At 46.0% G+C, this 25,071-nt stretch carries 15 protein-coding genes and 1 tRNA gene; 7 read left to right on the plus strand and 9 right to left on the minus strand.

Features of this window, described 5'->3' with window-relative positions:
• Together HMPREF0999_RS15060 and rseP are read left to right on the plus strand one after the other, a co-directional pair.
• On the plus strand, nt 1-1,152 hold the full coding sequence (locus HMPREF0999_RS15060) for a 1-deoxy-D-xylulose-5-phosphate reductoisomerase (protein ID WP_009276294.1): 1,152 nt from the start codon (nt 1-3) through the stop codon (nt 1,150-1,152).
• A gap of 30 nt (nt 1,153-1,182) precedes the next feature.
• Complete coding sequence (gene rseP, locus HMPREF0999_RS15065) at nt 1,183-2,511, plus strand: RIP metalloprotease RseP (protein WP_008780932.1); 1,329 nt, start codon at nt 1,183-1,185, stop codon at nt 2,509-2,511.
• Between the two features lie 91 nt (nt 2,512-2,602).
• Here the strand turns inward: rseP and HMPREF0999_RS15070 are convergent, their stop codons facing one another.
• The 6 genes from HMPREF0999_RS15070 to HMPREF0999_RS15095 all read right to left on the minus strand — a co-directional run bounded on the left by HMPREF0999_RS15070 (nt 2,603) and on the right by HMPREF0999_RS15095 (nt 11,410).
• Nucleotides 2,603-3,346 (minus strand): tetratricopeptide repeat protein, encoded by a 744-nt coding sequence (locus tag HMPREF0999_RS15070; RefSeq protein WP_005855602.1) that lies wholly within the window; start codon nt 3,344-3,346, stop codon nt 2,603-2,605.
• Between the two features lie 155 nt (nt 3,347-3,501).
• Nucleotides 3,502-4,596: an alanine dehydrogenase gene (gene ald / locus HMPREF0999_RS15075; RefSeq protein WP_005855604.1), complete on the minus strand. Its 1,095-nt coding sequence runs from the start codon at nt 4,594-4,596 to the stop codon at nt 3,502-3,504.
• A gap of 96 nt (nt 4,597-4,692) precedes the next feature.
• Nucleotides 4,693-8,073 carry a preprotein translocase subunit SecA gene (gene secA, locus HMPREF0999_RS15080; RefSeq protein ID WP_005855607.1) on the minus strand — a complete coding sequence of 1,127 codons (3,381 nt, stop codon included), beginning with the start codon at nt 8,071-8,073 and terminating at the stop codon, nt 4,693-4,695.
• 132 nt (nt 8,074-8,205) lie between these two features.
• Entirely contained in the window at nt 8,206-9,792 is a 1,587-nt protein-coding gene (locus tag HMPREF0999_RS15085; protein ID WP_009276295.1) for an alkaline phosphatase family protein, read from the minus strand.
• Nucleotides 9,789-10,976: a DUF4105 domain-containing protein gene (locus tag HMPREF0999_RS15090; RefSeq protein WP_010184683.1), complete on the minus strand. Its 1,188-nt coding sequence runs from the start codon at nt 10,974-10,976 to the stop codon at nt 9,789-9,791. Before HMPREF0999_RS15090 ends, HMPREF0999_RS15085 begins: the two co-directional genes overlap by 4 nt.
• Nucleotides 10,977-11,337: 361 nt before the next feature.
• Nucleotides 11,338-11,410 (minus strand) — tRNA-Gly (locus HMPREF0999_RS15095).
• Nucleotides 11,411-11,487: 77 nt separating this feature from the next.
• Between HMPREF0999_RS15095 and argB the strand changes: the two genes are divergently transcribed.
• Nucleotides 11,488-12,255 (plus strand): acetylglutamate kinase, encoded by a 768-nt coding sequence (gene argB, locus HMPREF0999_RS15100; RefSeq protein ID WP_005855613.1) that lies wholly within the window; start codon nt 11,488-11,490, stop codon nt 12,253-12,255.
• A 51-nt stretch (nt 12,256-12,306) separates the two neighbouring features.
• Here the strand turns inward: argB and HMPREF0999_RS15105 are convergent, their stop codons facing one another.
• Entirely contained in the window at nt 12,307-12,975 is a 669-nt protein-coding gene (locus HMPREF0999_RS15105; protein ID WP_005855615.1) for a DUF1080 domain-containing protein, read from the minus strand.
• 560 nt (nt 12,976-13,535) lie between these two features.
• Here HMPREF0999_RS15105 and HMPREF0999_RS15110 point away from each other — a divergent pair.
• From HMPREF0999_RS15110 to HMPREF0999_RS15120, 3 genes are all read left to right on the plus strand, one after another.
• Nucleotides 13,536-16,781, plus strand: a complete 3,246-nt coding sequence (locus HMPREF0999_RS15110) for a SusC/RagA family TonB-linked outer membrane protein (protein ID WP_005855618.1) — start codon at nt 13,536-13,538, stop codon at nt 16,779-16,781.
• A gap of 25 nt (nt 16,782-16,806) precedes the next feature.
• On the plus strand, nt 16,807-18,294 hold the full coding sequence (locus HMPREF0999_RS15115; protein WP_005855620.1) for a SusD/RagB family nutrient-binding outer membrane lipoprotein: 1,488 nt from the start codon (nt 16,807-16,809) through the stop codon (nt 18,292-18,294).
• Nucleotides 18,295-18,430: 136 nt separating this feature from the next.
• The gene (locus tag HMPREF0999_RS15120; protein ID WP_010184676.1) at nt 18,431-19,903 is read left to right on the plus strand and encodes an ATP-binding cassette domain-containing protein; all 1,473 of its coding nucleotides are present in this window, start codon (nt 18,431-18,433) and stop codon (nt 19,901-19,903) included.
• Between the two features lie 77 nt (nt 19,904-19,980).
• Here the strand turns inward: HMPREF0999_RS15120 and HMPREF0999_RS15125 are convergent, their stop codons facing one another.
• Nucleotides 19,981-21,351 (minus strand): RagB/SusD family nutrient uptake outer membrane protein, encoded by a 1,371-nt coding sequence (locus HMPREF0999_RS15125; RefSeq protein ID WP_009276298.1) that lies wholly within the window; start codon nt 21,349-21,351, stop codon nt 19,981-19,983.
• Between the two features lie 20 nt (nt 21,352-21,371).
• Complete coding sequence (locus HMPREF0999_RS15130) at nt 21,372-24,206, minus strand: SusC/RagA family TonB-linked outer membrane protein (protein ID WP_080504959.1); 2,835 nt, start codon at nt 24,204-24,206, stop codon at nt 21,372-21,374.
• Nucleotides 24,207-24,812: 606 nt separating this feature from the next.
• Here HMPREF0999_RS15130 and HMPREF0999_RS15135 point away from each other — a divergent pair.
• Nucleotides 24,813-25,028: a carboxypeptidase-like regulatory domain-containing protein gene (locus HMPREF0999_RS15135; RefSeq protein ID WP_009276299.1), complete on the plus strand. Its 216-nt coding sequence runs from the start codon at nt 24,813-24,815 to the stop codon at nt 25,026-25,028.
• The last annotated feature ends 43 nt before the right edge of the window (nt 25,029-25,071 follow it).

Consider the following 25,071-nt stretch of genomic DNA (forward strand, 5'->3'; position numbering starts at 1 on the left):
ATGAAAAAAAGACAGTTAGCGATATTAGGCTCGACCGGTTCCATCGGAACCCAAGCCTTGGAGGTAGTGAGCGAGCATTCCGATCTTTTCGAGGTGTATGCCTTGACCGCGAATAACCAAGTGGACTTATTGATCAATCAGGCCCGGAAATATATGCCGGAGGTGGTGGTGATCGCCAACGAGCGGAAATATCCCGAGCTGAAAGAGGCCTTGGAGGACTTGCCGATCAAGGTATGGGCGGGTGCCGACGCTATCGCCCAGATGGTGCAGTCGGAGCCGATCGATATGGTGCTGACGGCGATGGTGGGTTATTCCGGCTTGCGACCGACGATCTCGGCGATCAAGGCGGGAAAGGCGATCGCCTTGGCGAATAAGGAAACTTTGGTCGTGGCCGGCGAGCTGATCATGAAGCTGGCCGCCGAGCATAAGGTGCCTATCTTGCCGGTGGACTCGGAACATTCGGCCATTTTTCAATGTTTAACAGGTGCGTACGATAATTCGATCGAGAAGATCTTGCTGACGGCTTCCGGCGGTCCGTTCCGGCGGAAGACGCTGGAGGAGCTGGCTACCGTGACGAAGGCGCAGGCCTTGAGGCATCCGAACTGGACGATGGGGGCGAAGATCACGATAGACTCGGCCTCGATGATGAACAAGGGCTTCGAGATGATCGAGGCGAAATGGTTGTTCGATGTCACGCCGGATCAGGTACAGGTGGTGGTGCACCCACAGTCGGTGATCCACTCGATGGTGCAGTTTGAGGATGGCGCCGTGATCGCCCAGCTGGGAATTCCCGACATGAAATTGCCGATCGCCTACGCTTTCTCGTTTCCGACACGTATGAGGAGCATGGCGCCCCGTCTGGATTTTAACCAATATTCGACTTTGACGTTCGAGGAGCCGGATATGGAACGTTTCCGCAACTTGGCTTTCGCTTTCGAGGCGGCCCGCCAAGGAGGGAATATGCCCTGTATCTTGAATGCCGCCAATGAGGTGGTGGTGGCTGCCTTCCTGCAAGATCGTATCGGCTTCTTGCAAATGAGCGACGTGATCGAGCGGACTATGCGGAAAGCCTCGTTTATCGTCAATCCCTCGTATGAGGATTACGTGGCTACCGACACCGAGGCTAGGCGGTTGGCGGCCGAGTTATTTTGAAATAATTTAAAACAGAACAAACAATAGTAGATGGAAACTTTTTTGATTAAGGCGTTACAGCTCATCTTGAGCTTATCGATACTGGTGATTGTCCACGAGTTCGGGCATTTTATCTTCGCCCGGATTTTCAAGGTGCGGGTAGAGAAGTTCTACCTCTTCTTCGATCCGTGGTTCTCGCTATTCAAGTACAAGCCGAAAAACAGTGACACGGAATACGGTGTAGGCTGGCTTCCGTTGGGAGGATATTGTAAGATCTCCGGTATGATCGACGAGAGTATGGACAAGGAGGCGATGGCCCAGCCGCCCAAGCCTTACGAGTTCCGCTCCAAGCCGGCCGGACAGCGTTTGATGATTATGGTAGCGGGCGTGGTGTTCAACTTCTTGCTGGCTTTGTTTATTTATTCCATGATCTTGTTTACGTGGGGCGATACGTACTTGCCCTTGAAGAACATGAAGATGGGTATGAATTATAGCGAGACGTTCCAGAACGTCGGTTTTCAGGACGGTGATATCTTGCTGAGAGCGGACAATGAGGAGTTGGAGCGTTTCGGTAGCGACAGTTTCCGCAAGGTGGTGGAGGCAAAGACCGTGACGGTGCTCCGTGACGGGCGGGAGACCGTGATCTCCATACCGGAGGATATGATGCAACGTTGCATGCGTGACGGAAAAGGCTTCGCCGATCCTTTGCGTATCCCGATGGTTGTTCGTGAGCTTCCCGACAAGAATGCCCCGGCGGCTCTTGCCGGCATGCAGCCGAAGGATAGCGTGGTGGCTATTAACGGTGTGGCTACCCCGACGTTTTATGATGCCTCTGGGTTATTGTCAGAGAATAAGGGTGAAGAGGTGACAGTAGATTTCTACCGGAACGGCCAGTTGGAGTCCTTGACCATGAGGACGGACTCGGCCGGGAAAATTGGCGTAGCGGTGATGTTGCCTACGGATCTCTATCAGACCGTGACCCGCAAATACGGTTTCTTCGAGTCGTTCCCCGCCGGTATTAAATTAGGTATTAATACCTTGAAGGGATATGTGAACGACATGAAATATGTGTTTACGAAGGAAGGTGCCTCCAGTTTGGGCGGTTTCGGTACGATCGGCGGATTGTTCCCGTCTGTCTGGGATTGGCGGATTTTCTGGGAACGTACGGCTTTCCTATCTATCATCTTGGCGTTCATGAATATCTTGCCGATTCCGGCCTTGGATGGCGGACACGTGATGTTCTTGATCTATGAGGTAGTGGCCCGTCGCAAACCGAGCGATAAATTCCTAGAGTATGCCCAAATGGCAGGTATGTTTATCCTGTTCGCTTTATTGATCTATGCGAATGGAAATGACATCTTCCGCTTCTTCTTCAAGTAGCGTATGTCTCTACAGCTAGATACAAAAAACCTCCCGGATCACTTTTCTATGTGATCCGGGAGGTTTTTTTGTATGAATAAAGTCCTCTTTCTTATTTCAGGATGTCGTTGATAGAAGCGAGGATCTTCTTGGAGTTCTCGTCTTTCGGGTCGAGTTCGACAGCCTTTGTCAAATATTCTTTCGCTTGCTTGAAGTCTTTGTCGGCTTTCGCTTTCTCGGCGTTGTATTTATCCGGCTCGGAAGTAGCGATCGGGGTAGCGGCCTGTAATATCTTCGCTCCGTTGCCATACAGCATGGCGCCAAGGCTGTAGTAAGCGTTGCTCTGGTAATCCTTGTTCGATACGGCTAGGACCTCTTTGTACATTTTCTCGGCACCGGCCAGATCTCCCTTCTTTTGGGCGGCTTGTCCTTGTTTGATGCAGTAACCGTAAAGCAACTTTTCCAGATTGGTCTTATTCTTGTTTCCATCGGGAATCACTTTTAATCCCTCTTTTACCGTAGTCAGGAATTCTTCAGTCTTGTTTAAGTTACGGTAAGCCATAGCCTCGCCTACATAAGAGTCGTCTACGTTGTAGTTCATCTTAACGGCCATGTCGAAGTATTTGGCGGCCTCGGCGTAGTTCTTCGCTTGATTAGCGGCGTATCCGCAATTGAAGATACGGGCGGTGTCTTGGTAATTGTTTTGTTTCAAGTATTCGCCGTATTTTGTTACGACGGTAGCGTAATCTTTTGCTTTCAAAGCAGCGTCACCTTCATCTCTTAATTTGTCAGCGTCTTGTGCGAATAGGTTTCCGACACATAGGCATAAAGCCACTAATAAAACAATTTTCTTCATGGTAATTATTAAATTTGATTGATTTTGTGCTCTAAGTTAAGGCGTGCGGGAAAAGAAGCCAAGATATTTTACGTTTTTTAGAAAACAATAAAAATAGAAAACATAAAAAAGGGATTGCTTACGGCAATCCCTACTGATGAAAGATTCTTTGAAACTTATGCTTTGAGTGAAGGAAAAGCCTCAGCCACGGCGGGGTAGACAATCTTTCCTTCCACGATGTTTAATCCCAGTTCTAGGCCCGGATCTTCTTCGCAGGCTTTTTCCCAACCTCTGTCGGCAAGCTTGATCACGTACGGCAGGGTAGCGTTGGTCAAGGCTAACGTGGAAGTCTGCGGGACCGCTCCCGGAATGTTGGCTACGCAGTAATGGAGGATATCGTCTATCTCATAAACCGGATTGGCGTGCGTAGTCGGATGGGAGGTCTCGAAGCAACCGCCTTGATCGATGGCTACGTCTACCAATACGCTGCCCGGTTTTAATAACTTCAACATATCCCGGGTGATCAAGTGCGGGGCCTTGGCTCCGGGGATTAATACGGCGCCGATCACTAAATCGGTTGTGGGTAATTCCTGTTCGATCGTATGCGTGGAAGAGAACAATGTCTTCACGTTTTTCGGCATCGTCTCGGACAGATAGCGCAAGCGGGGAAGCGAGATGTCGGCAATCGTGACATCGGCGCCTAGCCCGGCGGCCATCAAGGCGGCGTTGTGGCCTACCACACCACCGCCTAAAACTAATACCTTACCCGGTTTCACGCCTGGCACGCCACCTAGCAATACGCCTTTGCCACCTTGCGGTTTCTCAAGGAAACGGGCGCCTTCCTGTACGGACATGCGTCCGGCCACCTCACTCATAGGAATCAAAAGGGGTAACGTATGATCTGGGTTCTCCACGGTCTCGTAAGCCAGACAGATGGAGCCGCTCTTTATCATGGCAAGGGTGAGAGCCTCGTCGGATGCGAAATGGAAGTAGGTGAAGACAAGCTGTCCTTTGCGTACCAAGGGATATTCGCTGGCGATCGGCTCTTTTACTTTTACGATCATTTCGGCAATTCCATATACATCCTCAATGGCCGGGAGTATCCGGGCCCCTGCCGCCACATAGGCGTCATCGGCGAAACCACTGTTTATACCAGCCGTGTGTTGCACATACACGGTATGACCTCTTTTCACCAACTCTTTGGCTCCGGCGGGAGTAAGAGCTACCCTGTTCTCGTTGTTCTTGATTTCTTTTGGAATTCCAATAATCATAATGGTAGCATTTAATGGGTTTATATGCCTGCAATATACAAAAAAGAGGAACAGATTGGTATTCTGTCCCTCTTTTTTTATCTTATTTCTTGTTCCTTATAAACCTTGTCCGTGGCAGTTCTTGTATTTCTTGCCACTTCCGCAAGGACATGGATCATTGCGTCCTACTCGTTTCTCGGCACGGACCGGAGCTTGCTTCGGTTGAGGTGCCTCGGCTTGGGTGTTGTTTCCGCTCAAGTCTGTTTTCTCCGTGCGGTAACGGCTCATATCCTCGTGCTTCTCCGGGGCGGCCTCTTGTACGGCGATACGTTGACGGGCTCTTTCCTCGGCGATCGCTTGGGCGGCTTGCTGGGCTACGGCCGCTTGACGGGCTTGCATGGCTTGGCGTTGCTCCTCGGTCGGCTCCTCACGTACCGGGATCTGTCCACGCATCAAGATGGCGGCTGTCTTACGGTTCATGTTGTCTACCATTGTCTTGAACAGGTTGTAAGATTCAAGTTTGTAGATCAACAAAGGATCCTTGTTCTCGTAGCTAGCGTTTTGTACGGAGTGGCGCAGCTCATCCATCTCACGTAGATGCTCTTTCCATCCCTCGTCGATCATATGCAATACGATTGATTTCTGGAAGGATTTAACGATTGCCTTACATTCCGTGTCGTAAGCCTCTTTCAGGTTGCAAGATACATTATACATGCGCTTGCCGTCCGTGATAGGGATCATGATATTCTCGTACATCGCTCCTTGATTCTCGTACACTTGCTTGATGACCGGGTGAGCGACTTGCGTCATGCGTTCCATACGACGTTTATAAGTCTTCAATGCCTCCTCGAACAATTTCTCTACGAGTTGCTCCGGTTTCATGCTCTTGAATTCGTCTTCCGTGAACGGGCTTTCCATGGCGAATGTCTTGAACAATTCCAACTTGAAGCCCTCGAAGTCCTCGGCGTGTTGATCGGCGATAGCTGTAGAAGTATCGTAAATCGTGTTCAATACGTCCAGACCGATACGCTCTCCCATCAAGGCGTGGCGACGGCGGGTGTAGATTACGTTACGTTGCGAGTTCATCACGTCGTCGTATTCCAACAGACGTTTACGGATACCGAAGTTGTTTTCCTCTACCTTCTTCTGGGCACGTTCTACGGACTTGCTCAACATATTGTGCTCCAGAACCTCGCCTTCCTTGAAACCAAGCTTATCCATCAAGCCGGCGATCTTCTCGGAAGCGAATAAACGCATCAAGTCGTCTTCCAGTGAAACGAAGAATACGGAAGAACCCGGGTCTCCCTGACGTCCGGCACGACCACGTAACTGACGGTCTACACGACGGCTCTCATGGCGTTCCGTACCGATGATAGCCAAACCGCCTGCGTCTTTCACGTCCTTGGACAGCTTGATATCGGTACCACGACCGGCCATGTTGGTAGCGATCGTAACCGTACTCTTTTGACCCGCCAAGGCCACGATCTCGGCCTCTTTCTGGTGCAACTTAGCGTTCAATACATTGTGCTGGATCTTACGCATCGTAAGCATACGGCTCAATAGCTCGGAGATCTCTACGGATGTTGTTCCCACCAATACCGGACGGCCTGCTTCCGTCAGCTGAACGATTTCCTCGATAACAGCGTTATATTTCTCACGTTTTGTCTTGTAGATACGATCGTTCATATCGTTACGGGCGATCGGTCGGTTGGTCGGGATCACTACTACGTCCAATTTGTAGATATCCCAGAACTCGCCTGCTTCCGTCTCCGCCGTACCGGTCATACCGGACAACTTATGGTACATACGGAAGTAGTTCTGCAAGGTGATCGTGGCGAATGTTTGTGTAGCGGCCTCTACCTTTACACGTTCCTTAGCCTCGATCGCTTGGTGCAGGCCATCGGAATAACGACGTCCGTCCATGATACGACCCGTCTGCTCGTCAACGATCATGACCTTGTTGTCCATAACCACATACTCATCATCCTTCTCGAATAAGGTGTAAGCTTTCAATAATTGGTTGATGGTATGTACACGCTCGCTCTTGACGGAATAGTTCGCCAATATCTCGTCCTTTTGGGCCTGTTTCTCTTCCTCGGTTCCTGTCATATTCTCCAATTGGGATAATTGGGAAGTGATATCGGGAAGTACGAAGAAGGTCGGGTCGTCCGTCTTACCGGTCAATAGGTCGATACCTTTATCCGTCAATTCGATACTGTTGTTCTTCTCGTCGATCACGAAATACAACTCATCGGTCGCCTCGTGCATATGGCGCATGTTCTCGGACATGAAATATTCTTCCGTCTTCAACATTTGGGCCTTTACGCCTTGCTCGCTTAAGAACTTGATCAACGCCTTGTTGCGGGGATATCCCTTGAAGGAGCGGTACAGAAGGATAGAGCCTTCCTCAACGACCTTCTGGTCGTCGCTAGCCATTTTCTTCTTGGCCTCGATCAATAGTTTGGAGCAAAGGTCTTTCTGCGCGTTCACGACAACCTCCACGTTCGGGCGGAATTGCTCGAATAATTGTTCCTCGCCACGAGGGATCGGTCCGGAGATGATCAGCGGCGTACGAGCGTCATCGATCAATACGGAGTCCACCTCATCGACGATGGAGTAGTTATGCTTGCGTTGTACCAAGTCTTTCGGGCTGATCGCCATATTGTCGCGCAAGTAGTCGAAACCGAACTCGTTGTTCGTACCGAACGTGATATCCGCCTCATAAGCCTTACGGCGAGCCTCGGAATTCGGCTGGTGCTTATCGATACAGTCTACGGAAAGCCCGTGGAACATATAAAGCGGTCCCATCCACTCGGAGTCACGTTTTGACAAGTAATCATTCACGGTTACCACGTGTACACCGTTACGTGTCAAGGCGTTCAAGAATACCGGAAGGGTAGCCACCAAGGTCTTACCTTCACCGGTAGCCATCTCGGCGATCTTACCTTTATGAAGAACGACGCCACCGAATAGCTGAACGTCGTAATGGATCATATCCCAAGTGATCTCGTTACCACCGGCTTTCCAGTGATTGGCGTAGATCGCCTTATCGTCCTCGATGCGGACAAAGTCGAAACGAGCGGCCAGATCCCGGTCGAATTGGTTAGCGGTAACTACCACTTCCTCATTCTCGGCGAAACGGCGGGCCGTATCTTTCATGATGGCGAATACCTCGGGCAAGGATTGCTCCAGTACTACTTCCATCTTGTCCGTGATGGCTTTCTCAATTTTATCTACCTCGGCCCAGATCGCCTCACGTTCTTCCAGTTCCTTATCCTCGATGCCTTTGCGAAGCTCTTCCACTTGCGCTTTCTCCTCGGCTACGTAGTCTTGGATACGTTGTTTGATCTCATCTGTTTTCGCACGCAACTCATCGTTCGAGAGTGCCTTGATTGACGGATATACGGCCTTTACCTTATCTACGTAAGGTGTGATTTCTTTAAGGTCACGCTGCGACTTATTGCCGAACAGCTTCGTCATAAACTCATTAAATCCCATGATTCTTATGTTAATGGATAGTTGAGCAACTATCGTCTGTTATTACTTTGTTGTTTGAATAATTAGATAATAATAAATAGAAAGAAGAGCCACAACCCTTGATAATTATCAACTTTAATAATCAATTCTCTATTATATGGTTGTCAGCTCCCAGAGCGGCAAGCTTTGCGTAGCGTTTGGTGGCCTGATTCTTAGCACATGGGTTACCGTGGGGGCTACCTCAGTGGCCTTGACTTCGCGGTAGATATGTTGGGGTTTCAACCCGTTGCCCATAAATACCAGCGGGGTGATAACAGCATTATTGCGTATAATCTTGACTTTTTCTTTCGGATTGTCGAGGTTCACTTTCCAACCGGGTTGCAACTCGATGATCAGATCGCCCCGTCTCAAATGGTGCGTACCTTGACGGAATTTGGCGGTTCCCTCGTTCCAGTCGCCCGTAAGCAAGCTTCTGCCCGTGGTGACGAGTTGTACGCCACTAAATTCCTGTATGAATTCGGCGGCCTTGTTCTGTAAAGTCGTCAAATCCAGCTTGGCGTCTTCTATCGCCTTGCGGTTCAAGTAGATCTGGTTGTTGTAGTATCCTTGTACCCAACTGGTATGTTGGCCGTAAATGGCCATCAAGTACATATTAAGCAGGGCCAGACAACGTTTCGGGTGGAACTCGCCACCGTTCACCATCAGGCCGTCCGGATAAGACTCCTCGCTTTTATAATAACCGGAACCGGTGAAGACTACCAATGTATTGGCCAAGCCCACTTTCTTGTCGATCGTATCCAGTAGCTTCTCGATATCTTGATCGAGTTGATAATACGTATCTTGAATCTCCCGGGTGTATTCCTTGCTCATCGTACCCCGGTAATTGCCCGCGTAGTACGTGATAGACAACATATCCGGGCAACTGCGTGTACCAAACCCTCCGTACTCTAGGAACTGGAGGGCCAAGCGATTGATCTCCTTATTGATGAACGGAGAGGTCTTTAGGTTCGGATAGCAGTTCGCGAACTTCTCGCTGAACGTATAGCGGAAAGGAAGATCATCCAATACGTAAGGAAAGGCATCGTATTTCTCCATCGGAAGGGTAGGAGTCCATACCATGGTTTCTAAGCGTGACGCCAAGGATTCCGGGCCGTTATTATAGCGGTCTACGTACCAAGGGATTCCCTTGTAGTACGTCGTGGTAGCCCATTTCCCGTTGGTGTTATCCATCCAGAAAGCTCCGTTGGCCGCATGTCCGGCGGAAAGGATGGCGCTCTCGGCATCCGGGGCGATGGAATATACGTCGCTTCTTCCTTGAGAGGCGATTTTCAACTCGTCGCCGATCGTGGAACTGAATAAATTCTTGGGCGAATAATTCTCTTTCGTGTAATTACCCAGATATTCAGGATCATTTAAGATCGAGACCTCTTTCTCTTTCTCGAAATCAAACGTCTTATCTCCGGCGATACCGCTGAAGCAAGGGTTGCTTCCGGTAAAAAGAGTCGCGAACGCGCTGGCTTGGTCTATGTCGGAGAACTCGAAGCGGATATTGTTATACACCAACCCCTCGTTCATCAAACGCTTGAAGCCACGTTCGCCAAATGTATTATAAAAGTATTCTATATAGTCGCCCCTTAGCTGATCCACAGTAATACATACCACCAATTTGGGGGTACGTTGCTGCGCCTCAAGGTTTGTTACCACGAGGATAGCGATAAGTGACGTTATAATTTTTCTCATCCGATTCTCCATATCTTTCTGTAAACACCCCAACCCGAACGAACCCAAATCGAGGCTACAAGCGGAATAAAGGCACTGTTTAGATGTTGCGGAATGAAATACCATCCCAGTAACATCAGCGTAAGCGCCGCAAAGTTAATAAAATGATAGTAATATGCAGCCTTCTTCAGCTTTTTTACGCAAAACAAAATAACAGCGATCAAATCGAGCGGCTGTAACCATACCAAAGACCAGTTCGGCCACGTGCAGGGATGGACGGATATGAAGCTAAGAAAGAAGAGGATGACACCTCCGGCTCCGGCTACCGAGAAAAGGACACAATCCACCCACAAGAAGTATTTTTTTTTGCGCCATTCGATCCAAGTAAGCCCTAAAACGATTCCGAACAGAAGCCAAGCGCAGACTAAAGGGGTGAATAAATCCCAGATATCTTTTTCCAGCTCGTCGGCTTCCCCGGCTCCGATCACGTGGGTCTCGCTCACCAATGGGCGGATTGTCCCGTCCGGGCCCGTGATGGTGGCTTTAGAGAACGCTTCTTTTAGATAAGGGGGGAGGAAGAGCATCTCGTGCTGGGTGGCCTCCCGGTCGGTGGGGCTGCCTAGCGCTAGGTCGCATCCGAATGTGAGCCACGGATGGTTTCGGGTACAATAATTAATAAGATCCCGGAAGGTCTGGGATTGATAGGGATACTGATAATCGATGCTCCCGTTGATCTCCTTTTCCAATATCGCGGCAGGGCGGGTAGCGCAATTATCGAAGAAGAAGTTATAACGATATACCCTGTTCTCCGGCCTGTAATTAATAAGCAGGGCATCCCATATATGTTCTTTCTCTTCTTGGGTGAGGTTCAATACTTGTTCCGTGATATCGCTGCCCCGCATTTGGTACTCGATCACGTAGTCTTGGAAATCGGCTACTCCCAGTTTATAATCCGTCTCTCCTTTAGCGAATCGGTAGATAAAATTAGGTTTGGAGAAATCAAATATACCGTAATTGAATATATAATCTATATTTTGCTTGGGATCGTATATGCGTAGAGCGGCATGCCCGTACACGGTGAATACCTCTTCATCGTATGGTGCGCTGGTCATCAGACTGATACGGGCTTCCTCGCTCAGTTTGGGTTGCGCTATCGCCGATAGGGAAAGAATCCCCAGCAGGAATAGAAATATGCTTTTTGTCATTCTCTTCTTGATTATTTGACGCAAAGGTAGATTATTTTTCTTAAACAGTATAGATCGTTTAAGCATAACATATGGCTTTATGTCGAGAAAAGAGATAGCTTTGTTTTTATTATAAAGGGAAAAGGAAACTTGGTTACGTCTTTGATTATAAGAGTGTTGCAGTTTTTGTGGATTTTTTTTAAGAAACTTTAGTTTCTTCTAGGGAAAACAAAAGTTTTCCTATGAGGAAACAGAAGTTTCCCTTGCACAAAACTCTAGTTTCTAGCTAGAGAAACAGACGTTGTTTTTAGAAGGAGCATTGAGGAGATAAAACAAAATTAGGCGACCATCCTTATTTGGATAATCGCCTAATGCCTGATAGAGCGGTAGGCGAGGCTCGAACTCGTGACCCTCAGCTTGGGAAGCTGATGCTCTACCAACTGAGCTACTACCGCATTGCGAGTGCAAATGTATACAAATCTTTCTTTTTTTAGTAACTTTGGCGAGAAAATTTTATAAAAAAGAATTAAGTATGGAAAAACTAGTCTTGATAAAGGTAGGAGGGAAGATCGTTGAGGAAGAAGAAACGCTTCGTCAATTATTGAACGATTTCGCTGCTATCGAGGGATATAAGGTCTTGGTGCATGGGGGAGGACGCTCGGCTACCAAGCTTGCCGCCCAACTAGGGATCGAGAGCAAGATGGTGAACGGTCGCCGTATTACAGATGCCGAGACCTTGAAGGTCGTGACAATGGTCTATGGCGGGTTGGTGAATAAAAACATCGTAGCGGGCTTGCAGGCGTTGGGCGTAAACGCTTTAGGATTGACTGGTGCGGACATGAATTTGATGCGCTCCGACAAACGTCCCGTGGCAGAGGTGGATTATGGTTTCGTAGGCGACGTGAAAGAGGTGAATGCCGATTTGCTAGCCTCTCTTATCCATCAAGGTATCGTGCCGGTACTGGCTCCTCTTACACATGATAAGCAAGGCCATATGTTGAATACGAACGCTGATACGATAGCGGGAGAAGCCGCTAAAGCGTTGGCGAAACATTTTGAGGTGACATTGATGTTCTGTTTCGAGAAAAAAGGCGTTTTGTTGGACGAGAACGATGATGAGAGCGTGATACCGGAAATCGATCGTATAGCGTTTAAGGGATATGTAGAACAAGGAATTATCCAAGGGGGCATGATCCCGAAGCTGGAAAACGCTTACCAAGCGATAGACGCCGGGGTGAAGCAAGTGATTATTACGCAAGCCTCGGAGATTCACCAAGGAAAAGGGACGAGAGTCTTTTAAATAGATGAGGGGCTGTTTATGGCCCCTCACGTACATTATATAATAGGTCTATCAAAGACTCCGAATCTTGATATTACGGAACCAGATTAATGAATCTCCATGTTTTCCTTGTAATCCGATAAATCCTTTGGTCGGTAATTCGGCGAAAGGTTTGGGCAACCAACTTGGGATATCGCTTCCATCCGGGTTCTTGGTGCCGGAAGTCCATTTGCTCATATCCATTTCGGTAACTTTCTTTCCATTGAGGATAACCATGATATGTTGTCCGGCGCATTTGATACGCATATGATTCCACTCTCCGGGTTTTTTGACTACCTTGTCTTGCACGGCGCCTAGATGTCCGTAAATGGCTCCGCATTTCTCATACGGCTTGCCGTTTCCCCATTTTTCACAATGGTCGTCCGCTATCTGTATTTCTACCGAGTTGGGTATCCAATCCTTCGTGTCCGTACAGTAAACGACTACTCCGCTGTTCGTGCCCACGTCGGTCTTAAAATCAAGATCCAGCTCGAAGTTCTCATATTCATCCTTTGTCCAGATAGACTCGTCCTTCACGGCACCTAACACGCCATCAGTCTCGCTCCAAACTTCCGGATTGTAGTTGGCGTTTTCCAGATTTTTACCGAAGAGAGGCTTCCATTTATTGTTATCCGCCGCGAATGAGGAGAATGTACTTGCCACACACCATAAAGTAGCCATGGCTAAAAGAAAATGTTTCATGCTATTAGTTTTAAAGATTTACGTGAGGCAAATGTATTCATTTATTTTGGAAGGAACATAGTCTACGAAGAACGATTTTATTTACAAGTGAAAGCGAAATAGGTTGAAATGCTATGATTCTTAAGGAAATCTTCTTTTTTTTATCAAAGATCAAATAGTTTGTTAAAATGATATTAAAATCTTGTATAATCTTTATTGTTGTAAAATAGATTAACTAAAAAACACCTATTGCTTGATTGGTTTTGTGTTATTATGATATTGCTTATGTGTCAAAATATACATTTAATAGGTCTGGAAATGACGTTATGAAATATATTTGACTGTTTTAATGACACAAAATCATGGTATTATTTGTTTTTAACAGAAAATATTCTTTATATTTGCAGTGTGAGGATTAGGTGTATGTGTGATTGTATGTAAAAGTAAAGTAAATATTTTAATGTAATTTTATATATGTGCATGTATAATCCTGCTGTTTTAAACTAAGTTCTTCGTAAACTATGGTAAGTTATGTGTGAAATTTGATTTAAATAATTAATTGTTAAATAAAAAGCGTGTTTATGAGAAGGTTGACTTTTTTGTTATTATGCTTGTTTATAGGCATAGGAGTCGCAACGGCACAGACGATGAAGATAACAGGTAATGTTATATCATCGGAAGATCAGCAACCCGTGATCGGTGCGGCTGTCGTTGTGAAAGGCACTACGATTGGTACGGTTACGGACTTTGAGGGAAACTTTAGTTTAGATGTACCGAGAGACGCTAAGATGATCTTTATTTCTTATGTAGGATTGAAAACGAAGGAAGTACCTGTGGCATCCGTGATCAACGTTGTTTTGGACTCGGATTCAAAAGCGTTGGATGAGGTGGTTGTAACCGCTATGGGTTTGACTCGTGAGAAGAAAGCCTTGGGTTATGCCCTGCAAGAGGTGAAATCTGATGAGTTGACAAAAGCTGGCCAACAGAGCTTGGCGACCTCACTTTCCGGTAAGATCGCCGGTGTGCAGATTACTTCTCAAGGTGGACAGGTTGGTGCGTCGCAGAATATCGTGGTTCGCGGTAATTCCTCTTTTGGTAATAACCAACCGTTGATCGTTGTGGACGGTGTGCCTATCGCTAATGATAATGCGAAAGGTGCCACTGTAAACTTGGGTTCCGGCTTGAATGATATTAATCCGGAGGATATAGAGTCCATCTCTGTGTTGAAGGGTGGATCTGCCGCTTTGTATGGTATGCGTGCCGGTAATGGCGTTATCTTGGTTACTACTAAATCCGGTAAGAAAGACAAGGGTGTATCTATCTCTTATGAGGGTGATATCACGATTGACCGGGTTTATAATTTGCCTAGATTGCAGAATAAGTACGGACAAGGCTATTACGCTTCCGAGTATGATTGGAAGGAAGCGCAAGCGGGGGGATATTCTGGCGATTATCAAACTTTTGCCTTGGAGAATGGTTACAATTATGTAGATGGTATGGGTAGTGGTATCAACGATAACGCGGATGAGTCTTGGGGACCTCGCTTGGATATCGGATTGAATTTGCCGCAATACAATAGCCCGGTGATCGATGGCGTGCGTCAGGCTACTCCTTGGGTTTCCTGCCCGGACAATATCAAGAATTTCTTCCAAACGGGTTATTCAATGAATCATACGGTGGCTTTGTCTGCCTCTACGGATAAAACGTCTACACGCGCATCTTTATCTTTCCGTGATCAAAGCGGTACGACCCCGAACACTGATCAGAAGCGCTATGCTATGGCGGTGAACACGAAAATGACGTTTAATAAGTATATTGATTTCGACTTGTCTGCGAATTATATTCGCACGAAAAGCGCGAACTTGCCGGGTACGGGATATAACAGTACGAATGCTTTGCAGTCTATCATGCAGTGGTTTGGTCGTCAAGTTGATTTGAAGGATTTGAAGAATAATTGGGATCAAGTGGATGAGTATGGAAAATATACGCATTATAACTGGATACAGTCTTTCCATGCGAATCCGTATTGGACATTGAATAAGAATACCAATAGTTATGATCGTAATCGTTTCTATGGCAAGACCTCTTTGTATATCAAACCGACCGATTGGTTAAAGTTTGAAGGTCGTATGGGCTTGGATCATTACGATTCTAATCAGTTCTCTCGTATTTTATGGAATATCGACTATCCGAATGGATATTTCCGTAGCTTCGACCGTTCGATGACTGAGTTTAACGCGGACTTTATCGCCTACGTGAACAAGAACTTCGGTGATTGGGCCTTGAATGGTTTGGCTGGAGCCAACTATCGTGATTATCAAACAGCTATCATGGGGACAGGTGCGGACGAATTGACCGCAGAGGGGTTGTTTACCGTAGCGAACGCTCATGGAACCCCGTACACCTTGAACGACCATGAGAAACGTCGTTCAAACTCTGTATACGCTAATGCCTCTATCGGCTACAAGAATATGGCTTATGCCGAGGTAAGTGTCCGTAATGACTGGGACTCTACGATCAAGGACGCTTTCTTCTATCCTTCTTTCAGTGGTAGCTGGATCTTGACCGAGACATTCCCCGGATTGCAAAATGGCGATTATTTGAATTTCTTGAAATTGCGTGGTGGTTGGGCAAAGATCGGTTCCGCAACGGACCCGTATCGTTCGAACGCTTATTATTCATTGATCAGTTCTTCGTTCAATGGTACTACATTGTTCTATAATCCGACAATCCTTCCTCCTACAAATCTTCGTCCGGAGAGCGTAAAGACTTGGGAAGTTGGTGTTGAGGCTAATTTGTTCAACAATCGTTTGCATATTGATGCCGCATATTATAATAAGGTGACGAGCGATCAGATCATGAATGCGAATGTGGCTACCTCTACCGGTTATACCTCTATGTATATCAACGCTGGAAAGATCAGCAACAAGGGTGTCGAGTTGCAGGTATCCGGTGATATCATCAAGAATCCGAAGGGATTCAACTGGACGGCTACGTTGAACTGGGCGAAGGATAAGAGCCGAATCGATGAGCTTTATACAGATCCCGTTACCGGACAGTCCTTGGACGCTTACCAAATCGGTAGTAGCTGGAGCGTGAAGAACTATGCTATGGTCGGTAAGAGCTGGGGTACTTTGGTAGGTACTGGTTACGTATATAATGAGGATGGCTCGATCTTGGTAGAGGATGGTATTCCTGTGTACGAGGCCGGAAAAGAGATCGGTGATGTTACGCCGAAGTGGTTGGCTGGTTTCAGCAATGAGTTCTCTTATAAGGATTGGAGCTTCGGTTTCTTATTGGATTTCCGTTTGGGTGGTGACATATATTCTGTTACACAAGCATTCGGTTCTCAGACGGGTATCTTGAAACACACGGCAGAAGGCGATTTGCGTGAGAATGGCGTCGTACTTGGCCAGAATTATATGACGGACAAGGTCTTCAAGACCGCAGATGGTAAGATTAATGATGTCGCTGTCAACGCGGAGGACTTCTTCTATAATTATTATACGATTTGTGAGATGTCTGTATTCGATGGTTCTTACTTGAAATTGCGTGAGGCTCACCTGACATATAATTTCCCGAAATCAATTCTAGAGAAGACTAAATGTATCAAGGCCGCTCATGTATCATTGGTTGGTACGAACTTGGCGTTGCTTTGGGTGCATAAGTCAAATATCGCTCATATTGATCCGGAGTCTACAAGTACCGGTGGTGATGATCCCGAGACTGCGGCTACAAGCAGAGGATTCAACTCTGGTGTAGGTTTTGAGTCCAACTCTTATCCTCCTTCTCGTAGTTTTGGTCTTAAGTTAGGTGTAACATTTTAATCAACATTAATCTGAGGAATTTAATATGAAAAGATATATCAAGAATTTCATGATGGCTATGATGGTCGGCGCTACTGTATTCGGTAGCTCGTGTACCGATTCGTTTGAGGAGGTCAATACAGACCCAGATAGCCCTACGGATGTGCCTACGACGAATCTTCTGGCGTATTCTTTATATTACACATCCTATCGTCTGTATGATCGGTGGTTCGCAATGGATGAGCCGATGACTTTCTGCGGATATGCTTCGAAGATGACTTATATCGACGAGTCCCGCTATAATTTCCGTACGGGTGTACAGGATACGAACTGGGAGTATTTGTATCGTATATTGAATAACCTGAAAGATATCGAGAAGCGTGCCACGTTTAATGAGACTCCTAATATGCTGAACGTATCGAAGGTTATGCAGGTTCATTTGATGCAGGTGGCCACGGATCGTTGGCGTGATGTCCCTTATACGGATGCCGCTAAGATGACGGATGGAATCTTGCAGCCGAAATACGATAAGCAAGAGGATATTTATCCGGGCTTATTGGCTACGTTGAAGGAAGCAGCGGATGGCTTTGCCGATGGTGGTAGTGATGACTTAGGCGAGGGAGACCTGTTATTCGGTGGTGATATCGAGAAGTGGCAGAGATATTGTAATTCTATGCGTCTTCGTTTAGCGATGCGTATCTCAGAGGTTTCCCCGGCGTTGGCTAAGGAGACCGTAGAGGAAGTTATGGGTAATCCCACTAAGTATCCGATCATGGAAAGCAACGATGATAATGCTTTCTTCTGGTGGATCGGAACAGACCCCAACTATTACGAACCGATGGCAGACGGTTATCGTACACGTAAGACGGAGTATTGTGCCGCAGACGTGATCGTGGATCATATGAATACACGTGAGGACCCTCGTCGCTCATCTTATTTCCAACCCACAAAAGAAAGTGTGGAGGCCGGTGAGCCTAAGTATGTAGGTTATACGATCGGGGCGAAAGCGAATGCGGTAGCTTCTAAATATTCCATTTGGGGAGCACGTTTCTTTACGGACTTGGCTGGTTTTTCTCCTTATATGCGTGTCGCTGAGCCTTGGTTCTGTGTCGCTGAGGCATCTATGTTGGGATGGAATACCGGAATCTCCGCAGAGGACGCATACAATAAGGCTGTTACCTATTCCATGGAAGAGAATAGCGTATCTGCCGAAGATATAGCGGATTACCTTGCGAACGCGGGTAAGTTCACGAATGATAAGAAACAGATTTATTATGAGGAATGGGTTGCCATGTTCAAGCAAGGAATGGAAGGTTGGTCATTGTATCGCCGTACAGGCGTGCCAGACAACTTGTATCCGGCTCCGGGCCGTCCGGCAAACTATTCTAATCATAACGTACCTCCATTCCGCTCTCCGTATCCTGATAAGGAACGTAATTTGAACAATGCGAATTGTGCTCCCTTCGATGCGGAAGTCGTGGATAATTTGTGGGGTAAACAAATGTGGTGGGATACACGTACAGGCGTTCATTAACTACTAGTTAACATAGACATACCAAGTGCCTGTATACTATAGAGGGGCTGCTCGTGATGAGTGGCCCCTTTTTTTGTCATTATGCTGTCATTTTTTAATAAACTATGTATCTTTGTCCGGCTTATTTAGAAAAAAGATGGAAAAAGAAGGAATGATGGTGGTCGATATTAAGAATATCGTTACTCGTTTGCCGGAATTGCGGTTTACGGCACCCGTGAATTGGAGAATTGATGAAGGACAGCAATGGGCTGTAATCGGTCCGAATGGCGCTGGTAAAACCTTGATAGCGGATATTATGCAGCGTAAATTCGCTTTTAAGGAAGGTGAGGTCGTGTTCTCCGGGGATGGTAAGGTGAGTGACTTTATCAAGAGCATAGCGTTTAAGGATATTTATTCGTTGGCGGATTGCCGGAATTCTTATTACCAACAGCGTTGGCATTCGACAGAGACGGAGGAGATGCCTATTGTCGAGGAATTGTTGAAGGAATATGCCGGCTCTGATAATTTAGCGAAGATATTGACTCTTTTCGGTATAGAGGATTTATTGCCTAAGCGGTTGATCTTCTTATCAAGTGGTGAATTACGAAAATTCTTGATTGTCCGGACGTTGCTTAGCCGTCCTCGTGTCTTGATCTTGGATAATCCTTTTATCGGCTTAGACGCTCCATCCCGGGATTTATTGGTAGAGATGCTGGGGCAAATGACAAAATTGAATGGCGTTCAAGTTGTCTTGTTATTATCTAACCCCAATGACATACCGGCAATGATCACGCATGTATTGCCTATCCATGATCGTACTTGCCTGCCTCCGCTGACTCGAGAGGAGTTTATGTCGGATACGGAATTAATCGCCCGTCTTTTTCCAACGGAAGGCATTCATGCATGCGAGGAAGTTGGTAAGGTTCGTTTACCTGTGGATATGAACAAGATAGCCTCTTTACATGAGGTGACTTTACGCATGGAGCATGTGAAAATACGCTATGGTAGCCGTACGATCTTGAAAGATTTGGATTGGGAAATCAAGAACGGGGAGAAGTGGGCGTTATTCGGTCCGAATGGCGCTGGTAAATCTACCTTGCTGAGTTTGGTTTACGCGGATAATCCCCAGTCGTATGCGAATACGTTGTATTTGTTTGATAGAAAGAGAGGTTCCGGGGAAAGTATTTGGGATATCAAGAAGCGTATCGGATATGTATCGCCGGAGATGCACTTATATTATAAGGAGAATGTCCCTACCTTGAATATTGTCGGTTCCGGCTTTTTCGATTCGATCGGCTTGTTTCGTAAGTGTAATGCGGAGCAAGAAACGGTAGCCTTGGAGTGGATGAAAGTTTTTGGTATCGAACATTTGAAAGACCGTTTATTCTTGACCTTATCATCGGGAGAACAACGTTTGGCTTTATTAGCGAGAGCTTTCGTGAAAGATCCCGATTTAATTATATTAGATGAGCCTCTCCACGGTCTGGATGTGAGCAATAAGAAAAAGGCGGCTGCTATTATCGAGCAATTCTGCGATCGCCCGGGAAAAACCTTGATTTACGTAACCCATTACCCGCATGAATTACCTGCTTGTGTAGACAAGCGGTTCGAGCTAGTGAAGCACTCGTGAGCGTACAAAGAAAAAGAGGATGTGCCGTGGTGAAGTGGCACATCCTCTAAAATCAATAAATACTTATGGATAAAGGATTAATATCCTGGGTTCTGTATCAACTGACCTCTTGATACGGTGATTTCTCCGATAGGAATTGCCATGATCGTACGGTAATCGCCCGGCTTAACCTCACCTACGAATTTATTGTTGACAGACTTGCCGTTACGCCAAGCGTCCCAAGCGGTATGTCCTTCCGTGAATAATTCTAGGCGTCTTTCCAGTAAGATATCATCCAACGTGATAGAAGCGACACCGGTATAATTCTCAATACGATTCTTGCGTAACGTATTCATATATCCGGCGGCCGCGGAGGTATCCCCTGCTTTTAGTGCGGCCTCGGCCGCTATTAGGTAAACTTCGGAAAGGCGCACGACCTTTGGATTGTTTACATAGATTTGCCCGTCACGTCCCTTATACTTTTGCGGATAGGTCCCGTCATAGCCATTATCGGTCTCTTTTGCGAATAATTCCGTACGGATATCTCCCGGATGCTTAGCCAGCTCTTCCAGGAAAGATTCAGTAGCGGCACATTCACCGTAGCCGGAGGCATGTGTAAAATAACCGATAGAGTTACGTTGCGCGTTATAATTTGGGGTAACTAAGATCTCGAATATAGCCTCGTTCGTTCCTTCCTTATCCCATGCGCCTATATATTCATCCCGTGTGTATAACTTATAAGGAGAGGAAGCGATAATCTCCTTACAGTCAGCCAGTGCCTCTTTATTCTTTTCTAAGTAAAGGTAAGCGCGTGCGCGGATCGCTAAAGCCCCCCAATAATTGATGTGTCCGGTTTGTTTATCTTTACTCAAAAGAGGCAATGCGGTCTCGATATCTTTCAATATCTGGTCGTATGTCTGCTGTAAGGTCGCCCGGGTCCCGATATAATCCGTGGGATAAACCTCTGTGGAGAGTACGATGCCCAGATCGTTCATATCTGTTGTTGATGGTAATTTAGCGAATACTCTGGCTAAATCGAAATGATACAAGGCGCGCATAGCGTATAGTTCTCCTTTCAATATGTCTACATCCGCACCTTCAAGATTCTCGGCGGCGGCTAATACATTATTAAGGCGAGCTAGACTATTGTAGAATAATTTATAGAAACTATAAACCATCTCATCGTTTTTACCTGTTTGGTAACGATACATGGGGCCGGCATGATTCACCGTGGAGATAGATTGGAAATCCCCACTTCGTAAATCGGCCAGCAATGTGAATTCCGCTCCATACGAGCCTACCTCTGTAGCCTGTTGCTCGTATACGCCATTCACGGCATTTGTCAAATCGGCTACGGAAGAGATTGCGTCTATCGTAGGTAATTGGGTAGATGATGTCTTTTCTAGGACATCATCGCAGGAGGCCGTTAATAAGGCGAACGCTAGACCTACTAAATATATCTTTTTCATATAGATTCTATTTTAATAAATTATAATGTGATGTTTACACCAAAGACAAAGCTTTTAGAGACCGGGGTATCTACCTGGCGATAACCATTCAAGGGAACATCCGGGTCGATGCCTTTTGTCTTTGCCCAGATCATGAACGGATTATTCGCACGGAAGTACACACGCAGATTACTGAATATGTTTTTCAATACCGGTACATTGTATCCCAAGGTGATTTCACGCATACGGATATTGTCAGAAGATACGATGGTACGACTGGAGAAGCGATCCGAGCGATATGGATTCTGGTAGATAGGCTTCGGGTATAAGGCGTTGTCGCCCGGGTTCATCCAATAATTACCCGCTACGCTCTTTTCTAGGTTGAATGAACCTAAACGGAATCCGTCATGATGGAAGAAGTAGTTCGGATAATCGAATATATCGCCACCAAATTGATAGGTAATCAAGAATGAAAGATCGAAATCATATAACCGGAACGTGTTTGTCAAACCTCCCGTTACGTCGGGAATGGCTTTGCCTACGATTCCTTTTTCAGCCTCATCGTACTTGTTCACTACTCCTTTGCTATGATCGTTTGGATCTTTCCAGAATTCTCCTAGTCCTGTATCCGGATTCACGCCTTTCCATTCCGGCAGATAGAAAGTATACATGGATTCTCCCTCTCGGTGCAGATACATATCGCCGTCTCCATATTCGATGTCGTTATGGTTCGGCAATTCCTTGATCGTCGCCTTCTGGAATGTAAGGTTGAAATTCGTGTCCCATGAGAAGTGCTGATTCTTGATGTTTTGGGAATTTACCTCTATCTCGATACCGCTATTGCGTAGCTTACCAAGGTTTTGCCAGTTTTTCTCAAAACCTGTGACGATAGAAGTCGGGATCTCGAATAACAGGTCGGTCGTTGTTTTGTTGTAATATTCTACTGTCAGATTTACTCGGTTGAATAAGTTCCAGTCAAAACCCACATTCATGTTTTTGGACTTCTCCCAACCTAATTCCTCATTTCCTGCTTGATTCCAATAGATGGCGGAAGAGGGGCCATAACCACCAGAGAACGCATATAACGCTTGGTTCGCGTAATATGAGCCCGGCAAGTTTCCATTTGTACCGTAAGAGAAGCGAACTTTTAGATCAGAGAACAATTCATTGTCTTTAAGGAAATTCTCGCCACTGATGCGCCATGCGCCAGATACGGACCAGAAATTCGCCCAGCGATTATCGGTTCCCAAGCGAGAAGAACCATCCCGACGGAAACTGGCAGACAGATAGTATTTATTGTCGTAATTATAGTTGCCGGTAGCCAAGTAGGATACGATTCCGGAGCCAAATACTTCGCTGGATGCGCCATCTGGTTGTCCGTTTCCTAATTCCGGTAACTTGTCGGTTGAGTATTGTTTTGCCGTAGTATAGATGGCTGTCAGTTCGTCTTCTGTTACCTCGAAACCACCTAGGATGTCAAAATTATGAACATCGTTCCATGTATTAGCGTAGCGTAACGTGGAAGAACTTGTTAAATTGCGGTTCTCGTAAGTATAGCGAGATCCCAAGCCGCCTACGGCCTTACCGTCCACGCTGTTGGGAGACCAATACTCAAAGTGTTTCGTATCGATATAGTCGTAACCAAAAATCGTCTTGAACGATAATTGCTTGGAGAATTTTACGCCTAAATCAATGTTAGACATACTACGCATTACACGGGATTTAATCCATTGTTCCTTGCCCAACATTAGATGCGGATTGGAAGCGGCACCCCAGTTTGAGTCGGCGTTGTATGTACCGTCCGGATTCTTTACGGGAGCCGTCGGGTCTGAGGAGTACACCAAGCTCAGTGGAGAAGCAGTACCGATACCTTGATCTTGATTTTGCTGATCACGGAAACCATTTTGGGTAGTGAATGCGATCATTTGCTTAACACCGATAGTCAACCAATTATTTACTTGATGATCTAAATTGATACGACCGGAGAAACGTTCGAAATCGCTACCGATTACGATACCTTCCGCATTATTATAACCAAGACCTACATAGAATTGTGTACGGTCGTTACCTCCGTTTACGGATAATTGATGGTTATGCGTCAAGGCTGTACGGTAAACCTCATCACGCCAATTGGTATCCGTGTTACCCGATGGGTCGTTGAAGAATGCTTCCATGTCGCCTTCCTTGTCAATCAAGGCGTATGCTTGATCACGGTTGCCAGCGAGTCCGTTTAGGATATAATAATTGGAAATCGCTTCTTTTCCGTACAGGAGCAATTCGGAGGCATTCATTGTCTCGTACTGTTTTACAGCCATATTGCTCCAGCCGACCTCGCCATTGTAACTTACTTTCGTCTTGCCTCTTTTTCCGGCTTTGGTCGTAATGATGATAACGCCATTCGCTGCACGAGAGCCGTACAAGGAAGCTGCTGCGGCATCTTTCAACACCGTCATGCTCTCAATATCATCAGGGTTCAAGGAGCTTAGCAAACTGGACTGTTTCCCGTAGTATGCCATATCCGAGTCTGATTTTACAGGCACGCCATCCACGACATATAGAGGAGACTTGGCTGCGCTGATAGAGCCGACACCACGGATATTGATATCACCGGGAGCTCCTGGATCACCAGTGTTGGAGGTTACGCGAACACCGGACATCTTTCCAGAAAGAGCCTTATCCAAGGACTCTTTGGAGCCAGCTACGATATCTTCTGCGTTTACCGCTTTAGCGGATCCCGTGAAAGATGATTTTTTCGCCGTACCATAAGCGACAACCATAACTTCATCCAGCTCTGTCGCCGCCGTATTCAAAACAACTTTCATTACATCTTGGATTGGAGCTTCTTTCGCAACCATTCCGACGTATGAAAATACCAGAGTCTTCGCGGAACCTTGTCATTGCTTGTGATTATTCAGTAACGCTCAAGAAATAACTTGTTACAATTTTCATGCGATCATTTCTTTGCGGATCGGATTGCGAGAAGGCATTGGCTACTTATGCGTAAATAATTGAAAATAAGCGAATAATAATAACGACTATCGGCTACTCAAGTGAATAACTAACGGCTATACCTAGCCGCTAACTAACAGCTTGGGAAGTGAATAACTAATCACTTGAAAAGCCTTTCCTAGGTCTTTGGGTGTTGTAGAACTTATGACTTATATCGGAGCCGTCCTAAGTTATTTTTTAATGCATACCTAATATATATTCCTATTTTTCAAAATGTTAAAAATATGGTTCTTTGTTGATGATCTAAGCTGTAATATTTGGTGTACATATTACGGCATTTAAATTGTGGTTGAAAAAGTCTCCATATTTTCTACCCATTAGCCTTTTCTTGTTGTTTTATTGAAATTTTTTAATTATTTATTTGTTATAATAAATTTATTGTTACATTTGCATTCATACGACCCTTAAAATATAAGTCTTTGAATATCTATTGCGAATATATTATATAAGTTAAACAAAAAAAGAGTGTGTCTATGAACAAGTTGACTTATCTTTTACTTTGCCTAGTTTTAGGCATTGGATTGGCCACAGCTCAGACGAGGAAAGTAACAGGTACTGTTATTTCCGCCGAAGACAGTGAACCGATTATTGGTGCGTCTGTAATAGTCAAGGGTACTACTACAGGTACAGTAACGGATTTTGATGGTGTGTTCAGTTTGGATGTACCAAGTTCCGCGAAAACTAAGTAATAATAAAAAATAACCTATTATTCATAGGTTCCGCGAAGACTCT

Origin of the sequence: Parabacteroides sp. D25 (genome assembly GCF_000307475.1) — a bacterium.
In the GTDB taxonomy this organism is placed as follows: Bacteria; Bacteroidota; Bacteroidia; order Bacteroidales; family Tannerellaceae; genus Parabacteroides; species Parabacteroides distasonis.